The following is a 9,595-nucleotide window of genomic DNA, read 5'->3' as shown; positions in this document are numbered from 1 at the left end:
CGTTAGCAAGACCGGCCTCCACCCCTTGGATAGGCGTAACGAAGGAATGAGAGGGCTTTGACCCGTTAAGACATGGGAGTGAAAACCTCCAAGGGCGGCGTGGAGAATGCGTGCAGTAAATGGAAGTATATGGGGCGACAATACCCCCCTTTATTCCCGTGCGCCTTCATGTTGCCGAAGTCTAACACGGCGTTCCCCTTCTTGTCTTTCAGCCCTTACCAACCGGGCGAAATCCTGCGAATAAGCGAGCAATCGTGAGAAAATCATATCGTACCAAGGGAGTTCAATGATTTGGTCGAAATTATCAATTGATTATGCTGGTCTAAGTCGTTTAATGCATCATTGACTGATTCATATGAAAAACTCCTCACAATTATTTGATTCTCAATTAAATATACATTACCATCCATATTTCGCTCTAAATAATCCATTAGCCCCGATTTCGTACAGATTGAACACCATCTCGTCTGACCATCATTAAATAAAATAGAGATCTCGATGTGTTCTAATGAATTCGCACTTGAATCCTCAACTGAATTGTCAAATTTCCAACTAACTATAACGGGTACACTAATTCCAGAACTTACGAAATAATACTTCTTAAACCACCTGGATCGGTTGTTGTCACCTTTTATTTTAAACTGTTCTTTTTCTTCATCCTCAGCTATCACTTCATATTCATTACCACGAGTCAATGCTTCTAAATAAGGACCAATGTCATTACAAACTACAATTTTACTAGTCATTTTTCACACCCTCATCGTCCTAGAACATTTATTAGTGCTAGATAATAAGTATAGCTCTGAAGTCGCATGCTGCGTTAAACTGCCTGTTAGCTCAACAAGCCGCCGAACGCCGACTGCCTGTTGTTTGTAATTCTGCATCAAAAAAAACACTTCGGACATTTTAACACTTTCCTATTAATCGGTTGCCACGCTTCTAAACAGTTTGAACATAGTACCCAACCATCCTCTAATTTCTCTAATTGGAAAGAATTGTTCACTATAATTTCATCACCAAATCGACTTTCTCTTCCCATCCATTCGGAGACTTCGCGATATAACATTTTACGACAGACAAATACATTGCCATCGAGATTTATCGTTATTTCAGGAGTTTCATTGGCTTTAGAAATATGAATTGTACCAAAAGAATTATATATTTCGTAATTCAATTTAGGTAAGTTCATTTCGACAACATCACCTAGAAGGAGTTCGACAGCGGATGGTTTTTCCCATTGACGTTGAATAAGGATTCTCATATTGTACTTAAAGCCGCAAACCATCGATAAATGTTTATCAATGTATGCGTCATTTATTAAGTGGAATTCCTTAATTAAACCATCATGAAATCCATTGACAGAATCAAAAAAACAATCCATCTCTTCTTGTGTTTTTATTTCAATATAACTTTCAACGGAATCCTGGATTGCCATGTTTCCACCTTTTTTTTTGGAGAGTAACACTTATCACTGTCTTCTTTCTATACAATTATTGAACAATTTCTAATTACAGTATTCTCGACAGCTCTTTAACTATCCTGCCCGTTCATATTAAGGTTCAACTAGATAGATCCTTATACCGCAGCCATTGTCAGATGGGTCACCTTATAAACAAAAAAAAACCACCCCGAAGGGTGGTCCGTACTCATGATGAGCACTATAGGATTTGGATAGGAGTGGAGAGAAACCATACTGTACCTTTATTATATGTATACGCTTCCATTTTGTCAATAAGCGTTTTCATTTTGTTCGAAATAAATTGTAAACGCTTTTTTTAATCAAAAATGACGAACACCCGATTAAAGGTGTACGTCATAGCCTTTAGCAGTAAGTACGATAACAGCCTGATCCAAATACTCTTGGCTTCGGAAAGAAAGTCTTAGAACGCCCGGCACGTCTTCTCTGCTCTCAATAATATGAATGTTGCTCAGGTTGATAAGGCTGTTCCCAAGCTCACTTGTGATTTTACCGATAATACCAGGATGATCTGGGATATCGACATAACAGTCAAATGCAGAATGAATCATGCCTTTGCGGCGCTCAGGCATTTTGCTGCGGAATTGACCTGCTGTTTCAAAAGCTTCAGCAATCGCATCCCCATCTGAACTCTCCAGCATGGACACAAATTTATCTGTTTCCTTGCTCCAATCGCGCAGCAGCTCAAGCAAAACCTTGCGATTATTAATTAATATATCACGCCAAATAATCGAATCGCTTGATGCTATCCGTGTAATATCGCGGAAGCCCCCTGCTGCTAACGATTCATATAGCAAATTATTTTCGTTATATCCGCGAACCTGATTCACAAGCGACACGGCAATGATATGCGGCAAATGGCTTATCGCGCCTGCTATCTCATCGTGCTCTTTCGCATCAACTTTTACGATATTCGCTTTCGTATGGCTGAGTAGATCAACTAGACGCTCTACTGATTCCTCAGGCGTATTCTCATCAGGTGTAAGCACATAGAAGGCGTTCTCGTACAGATGCGAAGATGCCGCTTCAACTCCTGTACGCTCAGAGCCAGCCATCGGATGCCCGCCAATAAAAGTAGCTTGTCCAAAATCAAGTGATTTTGCACATGCCATAACAGAAGCCTTCGTGCTCCCAGCATCTGTAATGATACAGCCGGGTTTTAATTTAAACGCACTGAGCTTCTCGATATACTCCTCAATGTTGCCGACCGGTACACAAACGAATATAAAATCTGCTTGCTCGGCCGCTTCTTGCATTGAAGTCGTTGCAAAATCAACCACACCACGCTGCATGTACTTCTCTACCTGCGAGGGGCGGTTTGAATGTCCGATTACTGTAATATCTGGTTTTCCTTTAAAACAAAGGGCGATCGAACCACCGATCAACCCTACTCCAAAAATCGCTACAGTCGTCATAACTTTATCCTTGCACCGCCGATTCCTGCAAAACCTGTTCTAGTGCTGTAATGAATTTTTCATTTTGCTCACTTGTACCAACTGTAATCCGAATATGATTCGGGTAGTAAATCCAGCGCGGTCTTGAAATAATTCCTCTGCGCAGCAAACCGTCGAATACTTCAGGTGATGAACGCTTCACATCTACCATTACGAAGTTGCCGTATGCAGGGAAGTAAGATAAGCCAAGGCGATCAAATTGCTCCGACAAATATGCAAGACCTTGTTTATTTTGGTCACGACAATATTCAATAAATGCTTTGTCAGCAAGTGCTGCTTTCGCTGCAGCTTGTGCCGCTCGCGACGTGTTGAAAGGTTCACGTACCTGATTAGTATAACGAATGACATCAGGATGCCCAACGCCATAACCAATCCGCAATGCAGCTAGGCCAAAAATTTTCGAAAAAGTTCTCAGCACGATTAAATTGCGGTGCTCGCGCAGCAATTGTATTCCGTCTGGAAACTGTGGGTCATCGATATATTCCCCGTAGGCTTCATCAAGCACAACAAGCACATTCGTCGGCACCTGCTGCAAAAACTCAGAAAGCTCAGGCAGTGTGACAATGGTACCCGTTGGATTATTCGGATTGCAAATCCAAATGATTTTAGTTCGCTCAGTAATTTTAGACAGCATTGCAGGCAAATCATGCTTGCCATCTTTTAGAGGAACCTCTATGATCGTTGCATTCTCAATTTCTGCATTATGCTTGTATTGCGGGAAGGTTTCGTCCGCCATAATCGTTTCGTCGCCAGGAACGATAAACGCTCTATTAATCATAAGAATAATTTCACTGGAGCCCGTGCCAAAAATAATTTGGTTCGTATCTACGCCAAGCTCTTCCGCAAGTGCAGCCGTTAGTTCAACGCTCGCACCATCTGGATAAATATTAAAACTGCCTAATTCTTCAATGACTGCTGCTTTAACTTGTTCAGAACAGCCAAACGGATTTTCATTAGATGCAAGTTTGATGACTTCTTTTAACCCTAGCTCCCTCTTAACATCTTCAACCGGCTTTCCAGGTTGATAGACGGGAAGGTGGACGATATTACTTTTGGGCTGCATGAGCCGTTCACCTCTTTTATAATTGACTAGTCTCATTACTCGACATCCATTGTCTCATATCTGTGTTAGGTTTTAAAGTTTTTTTAACACAAGATTGGTCTATTGCGCAAGATTATATCGAAATTGTGATATATGTTTAATGAACTTATGATGCAAAAGACACTTTTTTTAATCAATGGTTCGGTTTCTGTGTATAAAATGAATTGAAGAACATCCGCTTCCATGCCAATAACACTTCAAAATCATCATTAGAAATTGATTTTTCAAGTTCTTCATTCAAATAACGGACATCAGATCCCTTATTTGATGATAATCATGCTTTTTCTCGATATAACGGACATAGGATCCCTTATTTCTAAAAATTCAATACAATTGAACGCCTTTTAGATAAAATAGCGGATTCTACGTCCGTTAAATAATAATTTTAGCCAATTATTCTAAAATAACGGATCTTATGTCCGTAAGCTAGCTTCAAAAGTTACTTTTCAAATTAACAGCTTCGTGCTTCTCCATTTTTCCTTGCGCTTTACCATCCGTCCTCTCCACCCCCGAATCACCGTACCGAAATCCCTCAAAAACAGCTCCCTGCTACAAATTCCTCTCTTAACCCGATAAAGCAAAAAAAGCTCTCCTAGACCAAGTCTAGAGAGCTTTCCGCTATTATTAATATACTACGTCGATTACAAGCCACTTCCGCAGCGTATAACTTCCTTTATCTAAAACAGTCCGCTTACCCTTTAAGCTGAGCAACAAAATCGCCGATTTGTTTAAGTCCCGCTTCACGCGTAACAGCATCATTCAGCAGTGGAATGGCATCTTCTATCGTACGCACAATTGCACTGCCCACGATCACGCCGTCACATTGCTTTTCAAAGCGAGCAACCTGCTCACGGCTGGAAATGCCAAAGCCAACCGCAATTGGCAAATCGGTCGCTTCGCGTACCATCGAGAGGAATTCATCAATACCCGTATGAAAATCAGCTCTCACGCCTGTTACGCCAAGAGATGAAACGCAGTAGACAAATCCTTTTGCTTTGCGTGAAATACGTGTTACCCGATCCTTGGATGTCGGTGCCACAAGAGGAATAAGATGTACATTAGCTGCTTCCGCAAGCTGCCTAACCTCTTCATCTTCTTCGATTGGCAAGTCAGGAATAATAAGACCACTGATGCCTTTGCTCTGTACTAGCTCGAAAAATGCTTCAAGCCCATATTGGAACACCGGGTTGTAATAAGTGAACAATATGAATGGAATTTTAACGCCGGCCTCACGTGATTGTTCAGCTATTTCAATACAATCCTTAATTGTAATGCTGTTATGGCGCAATGCTCGCTCAGATGCACGCTGGATAACAGGACCATCCGCTAGCGGGTCGGAGTACGGCACGCCAAGCTCGATCATGTCAGCGCCTGCCTTCTCGAGCGTTTGGATGATAGCAACCGAAGTAGCTAGATCAGGATCACCCATCGTAACAAAAGGAATTAACGCCGTTTTGCCTTCAGACTTCAGCCTTGCAAATGCTGTATCAATGAGATTCATGCTTATTTACCCCCAAGTAACCCATAATTGCTTCTACGTCCTTATCTCCACGTCCGGATAAGCTGACAACGACGACTTTGTCTTTATCAAGCGTAGGCGCAAGCTTAATCGTCTGAGCGATCGCATGTGCTGATTCCAGAGCTGGAATAATGCCTTCTGTGCGCGATAGCAGCTGCAAAGCATCTAGCGCCTCAGCATCCGTTACAGGAACGTATTCAGCACGTCCGGAATCTTTCAAGTAGGCATGCTCTGGTCCAATACCAGGATAATCAAGTCCCGCTGAAATCGAATGCGCAGGTTGAACCTGTCCATACTCATCCTGCAGCACATAGCTCATCGAGCCCTGGAATACACCGTGACGTCCTTTGGTCATTGTTGCCGCATGCTCAATCGTATCTACACCGCGGCCAGCAGCCTCAACGCCAAGCAGCTTCACGCTGTCATCATTGATAAATGGATAGAAAATCCCCATTGCGTTGCTTCCGCCGCCAACAGCTGCAACAACATAATCCGGCAATCGACCTTCTTCAGTCAATATTTGCTTGCGAGCCTCGTCGCCAATGATACGCTGGAAATCACGAACCATCATGGGATAAGGATGCGGGCCTGTAACTGAACCCAAAATGTAATACGTATCTTCAACATGGCTAACCCAGTAACGAAGGGTTTCGTTGCATGCATCTTTAAGTGTTCTCGTCCCTGATAGAACGGGCACAACTTCAGAGCCAAGCAGCTGCATCCGGAAAACATTAAGCTGCTGACGCTTCATATCTTCCTCGCCCATAAATACTTTGCATTCTAGACCAAGCAAAGCTGCTATCGTTGCAGAAGCAACGCCGTGTTGTCCTGCGCCTGTTTCTGCAATGATTTTTGATTTACCCATACGTTTGGCAAGTACGCCTTGACCAATCGTATTATTAATTTTATGTGCACCTGTATGGTTCAGGTCTTCACGTTTTAAGTAGATTTTCGCGCCGCCAAGATGCTCGCTAAGTCGTTCTGCATAGTATAGTGAAGTCGGACGACCTGAGTATTTATGCAACAAGTAAGTAACCTCGTCTTGAAACGCTTGATCCTTGGAATAATGCTGATAAGCTTCCTCTAGCTCTAATAATGCTGTCATTAATGTTTCTGGCACATATCTGCCGCCAAATTTGCCGAAGCGTCCATTCTCATCTGGTACTTGTGTCATGCTTCCATCACCCTTCTTACAAATAATCGGATTTTCTCAATATCTTTCCGTCCATCCGTCTCAACACCGCTTGATACATCTATCCCGTTTGGCGCATATGTCTTTAGCAGCTCTTGCACATTTCCTGCATGCAGACCACCTGCTACATACAAAGTAATGCCAAGCTCCTCAGCTGCTTGCATATATTCTTTTATCGCTTCCCAATCGAAGGTTTGACCCGTGCCGCCGCCAGGTGCGTCTATCAGTACGGCATCAACAGCAGCTCGGTATGGCGTTAATCGCTCTAGAGCAGACATTGGCGAGCTGCCCTCGGCTTCCTTCTTCATGGAAAATACTTTCCATACTTGAACGTTCAGCTGCTCACGCACCATTTGGCAAAACGCTGCCGATTCATTGCCATGCAATTGAACCACGTCTAAAGGAGCGACTAACAAAAGTTCTTGCAGATTAGCAAAGGTTTCATTTACGAATACGCCAACCGTTCTCGGGCGCTCACCACCAGCTGCCTTTAACTTCGAAGCCGCTGATATAAGCTGCGATGCAGTCGACTTTTCCACCAATCGCTTGCTGGGTGCAAAGATGAAGCCGATTTCGTGAATAGGCAATCCATCCATCTGCTGAATCGTTTGCACATCCATCAGACCACAAATTTTGATACGCGTCTGCTGCTTCATCGAACGGTTACCGCACCCATTAAATCAATAACCGATTGTCCTACTTGCTCATGCCGCATAAAATATTCACCAATCAATACACCATGAGCGCCGATTGACTTTAAGTAATCCATATCGCTATTACCCGCAATTCCGCTCTCGCTAATGACAGTAACATTTTTTGGCATAAGTCCGATTAACTCTTCGGTCGTTTTTAGATCCGTAACGAATGTTTTCAAATCACGGTTATTAATGCCGATGAGCGTTGCTTTGTCCAGCTCCAGAACGCCTTCCAGCTCTTCTTTGTTGTGCACTTCTACGAGCACATCCATCCCAATCGACTTCGCAAGATCATGAAACTCACCAAGCTGCGTTGGCGTCATAATAGCTGCGATGAGCAAGATTGCGTCCGCTCCGATTAAGCGCGCCTCATAAATTTGACGATGGTCAATCGTAAAATCTTTTCTTAATAGAGGTACCTTTACCGTTTTTTTCACGGCCTGCAGAAATTCATTAGATCCTTGAAAGTAATCACGATCCGTCAACACTGATATACAATCCGTACCAGCTGCTTCATATTGTGAAGCAAGCGTAGTTGGCTCAAAATCAGCACGAATCAGCCCTTTTGAAGGCGACGCCTTCTTTACCTCGGCAATCAGTCCCATACTTCTGTTGCGGCCAGCTGCCGATAATGCATGTTCAAAGCCGCGGCATGCTTCCATCTCCGAAATTTGTTTCTCCACCTGTGCAAGGTCAAAGCGAGCCGCCAGCTCCTCAACCTCAGTTCGTTTTGTAGCTACAATTTTATCCAGAAACATTTGCCAACTCTCCTGTCGTATGAATAAGACTAACGAGCTTCCGCTGCGCCTCGCCTGAATCGATCACCTTGGCAGCAATCTCTGCCCCCTCGCGAAGCGATTGTGCCTTCCCGCCTACATATATACATGCTCCTGCGTTGGCTAGCACGATATCACGATAAGCCCCGCGCTGCTCGCCTGAGAAAATAGAACGAATAAGTGCTGCGTTTACTTCCGGCTCACCACCCATAACATCCGCAATCGGCCACCTTGTTAGTCCAAGCTCCTCTGGCGTAACATCGTAGGTTTTCACAACACCGTTTAATAACTCAGATATTTGTGTAGGTGCAGAGATGCTAATTTCATCAAGCCCATCATGACTGCTTACAACCATCGCTCTTTTTAGTCCAAGCTCGCCGAGCACCTCGGCAACCGTAGAGGTGCGGCTCCGATCGTAGAATCCAAGAAGCTGTCTATCTGCTCCAGCGGGATTTGTGAGCGGTCCAAGCATGTTGAAGATTGTTCGAATACCGAGCTCACGCCGCGGAGCAGCAGCATGGCGAAGCGATGGATGATACAACTGCGCAAACATAAAGCAAATGCCGATATCCTCCAAGCATTGTGCGGCTTGTTCAGGAGTTATCGTAATTTGTACGCCAAGCGCCTCCAGCACATCAGCACTGCCCGTTTTCCCAGACATCGCGCGATTGCCATGCTTGGCAACTCGGATGCCTGCCGCCGCAGCAATAATGGAGGAAGCAGTTGAGATGTTGAATTTATGAATACCTGATCCTCCGGTGCCACATGTATCGAGCAAACCTTCTTGTTCAGTATGGAGATGGCTGGAATGCGCGCGCATTGCCTCAGCGAACCCGGTTATCTCCTCCTTCGTCTCGCCTTTCATCCGCAGCGCAGTTACGACGCCAGCTATTTGTACAGCTGTTGCTTCGCCGTTCATGATGATGTTCATCACCATTTCTGCTTGCTGCCTCGTCAAACTTGAGCCGCCAATAAGCTGGTTCAGCGCTTGCTGCATCGTTATCGCTTCGGTTGCCTGCATTATTGACCAATCCCCTCTCCGACCTTGACGTAATAATCCGAGTTAATGGAATTGAAGGAATCCGGTGCACTTTTTGGCTGTGCAAAAATCGCTTCAGCCGCACGAATAGCTTTAAGGCTGCCTTTCGCCTTGTTGACCGTCTCCAAATATTCGCTCTCCGGAACAGAATCCCAAACGATTCCCGCTCCTGCTTGTACATAGGCTTTACCGTTCTTAAAAATAATGGTGCGGATCGTAATACAAGTATCCATTGTACCGCCAAAGCCCAAGTATCCAATTGCTCCTGCATATGCGCCGCGCGCTTCATTTTCCAGCTCCGCAATGATTTCCATTGCTCTTAGTTTAGGTGCGCCAGATAC

Annotated in this window: 10 protein-coding genes; all 10 read right to left on the bottom strand. The window is 44.2% G+C overall.

All coding sequences use genetic code 11. The features are described from left to right. Positions 1-263: 263 nt before the first annotated feature. Positions 264-746, bottom strand: a complete 483-nt coding sequence (locus AB4Z17_RS29100; RefSeq protein WP_441963710.1) for a hypothetical protein — start codon at positions 744-746, stop codon at positions 264-266. Positions 747-883: 137 nt separating this feature from the next. Continuing rightward, positions 884-1,435, bottom strand: a complete 552-nt coding sequence (locus AB4Z17_RS29095; protein ID WP_441963708.1) for a hypothetical protein — start codon at positions 1,433-1,435, stop codon at positions 884-886. A gap of 365 nt (positions 1,436-1,800) precedes the next feature. Further along, the gene (locus AB4Z17_RS29090; protein WP_441963706.1) at positions 1,801-2,892 is read right to left on the bottom strand and encodes a prephenate dehydrogenase; all 1,092 of its coding nucleotides are present in this window, start codon (positions 2,890-2,892) and stop codon (positions 1,801-1,803) included. 4 nt (positions 2,893-2,896) lie between these two features. Next, positions 2,897-3,994, bottom strand: a complete 1,098-nt coding sequence (hisC, locus tag AB4Z17_RS29085) for a histidinol-phosphate transaminase (protein WP_441963704.1) — start codon at positions 3,992-3,994, stop codon at positions 2,897-2,899. Between the two features lie 730 nt (positions 3,995-4,724). Beyond that, complete coding sequence (gene trpA, locus AB4Z17_RS29080; RefSeq protein WP_441963703.1) at positions 4,725-5,534, bottom strand: tryptophan synthase subunit alpha; 810 nt, start codon at positions 5,532-5,534, stop codon at positions 4,725-4,727. Beyond that, positions 5,521-6,726 (bottom strand): tryptophan synthase subunit beta, encoded by a 1,206-nt coding sequence (gene trpB / locus AB4Z17_RS29075; RefSeq protein WP_076271332.1) that lies wholly within the window; start codon positions 6,724-6,726, stop codon positions 5,521-5,523. Before trpB ends, trpA begins: the two co-directional genes overlap by 14 nt. After that, positions 6,723-7,400: a phosphoribosylanthranilate isomerase gene (locus AB4Z17_RS29070; RefSeq protein ID WP_441963701.1), complete on the bottom strand. Its 678-nt coding sequence runs from the start codon at positions 7,398-7,400 to the stop codon at positions 6,723-6,725. Before AB4Z17_RS29070 ends, trpB begins: the two co-directional genes overlap by 4 nt. Then, positions 7,397-8,197, bottom strand: coding sequence for an indole-3-glycerol phosphate synthase TrpC (gene trpC, locus AB4Z17_RS29065; RefSeq protein ID WP_441963700.1), 801 nt, complete (start codon positions 8,195-8,197; stop codon positions 7,397-7,399). The genes AB4Z17_RS29070 and trpC overlap by 4 nt, the downstream gene beginning before the upstream one ends. Continuing rightward, on the bottom strand, positions 8,184-9,236 hold the full coding sequence (trpD, locus tag AB4Z17_RS29060) for an anthranilate phosphoribosyltransferase (RefSeq protein ID WP_441912629.1): 1,053 nt from the start codon (positions 9,234-9,236) through the stop codon (positions 8,184-8,186). Before trpD ends, trpC begins: the two co-directional genes overlap by 14 nt. Next, positions 9,236-9,595 (bottom strand): chorismate-binding protein (locus AB4Z17_RS29055; protein WP_441963698.1); only part of this gene is annotated, 360 nt, incomplete at its 5' end. The genes AB4Z17_RS29055 and trpD, both read right to left, overlap by 1 nt.

The organism is Paenibacillus sp. TAF43_2, from assembly GCF_052113545.1.
GTDB lineage: Bacteria > Bacillota > Bacilli > Paenibacillales > Paenibacillaceae > Pristimantibacillus.
This window is presented reverse-complemented; position numbering and strand designations above follow the sequence as displayed.

Coding starts and splice junctions, on each gene's coding strand:
- AB4Z17_RS29100 (WP_441963710.1), bottom strand. CDS start 746: ATGACTAGTAAAATTGTAGTTTGTAATGACATTGGTCCTTATTTAGAA.
- AB4Z17_RS29095 (WP_441963708.1), bottom strand. CDS start 1,435: ATGGCAATCCAGGATTCCGTTGAAAGTTATATTGAAATAAAAACACAA.
- AB4Z17_RS29090 (WP_441963706.1), bottom strand. CDS start 2,892: ATGACGACTGTAGCGATTTTTGGAGTAGGGTTGATCGGTGGTTCGATC.
- hisC (WP_441963704.1), bottom strand. CDS start 3,994: ATGCAGCCCAAAAGTAATATCGTCCACCTTCCCGTCTATCAACCTGGA.
- trpA (WP_441963703.1), bottom strand. CDS start 5,534: ATGAATCTCATTGATACAGCATTTGCAAGGCTGAAGTCTGAAGGCAAA.
- trpB (WP_076271332.1), bottom strand. CDS start 6,726: ATGACACAAGTACCAGATGAGAATGGACGCTTCGGCAAATTTGGCGGC.
- AB4Z17_RS29070 (WP_441963701.1), bottom strand. CDS start 7,400: ATGAAGCAGCAGACGCGTATCAAAATTTGTGGTCTGATGGATGTGCAA.
- trpC (WP_441963700.1), bottom strand. CDS start 8,197: ATGTTTCTGGATAAAATTGTAGCTACAAAACGAACTGAGGTTGAGGAG.
- trpD (WP_441912629.1), bottom strand. CDS start 9,236: ATGCAGGCAACCGAAGCGATAACGATGCAGCAAGCGCTGAACCAGCTT.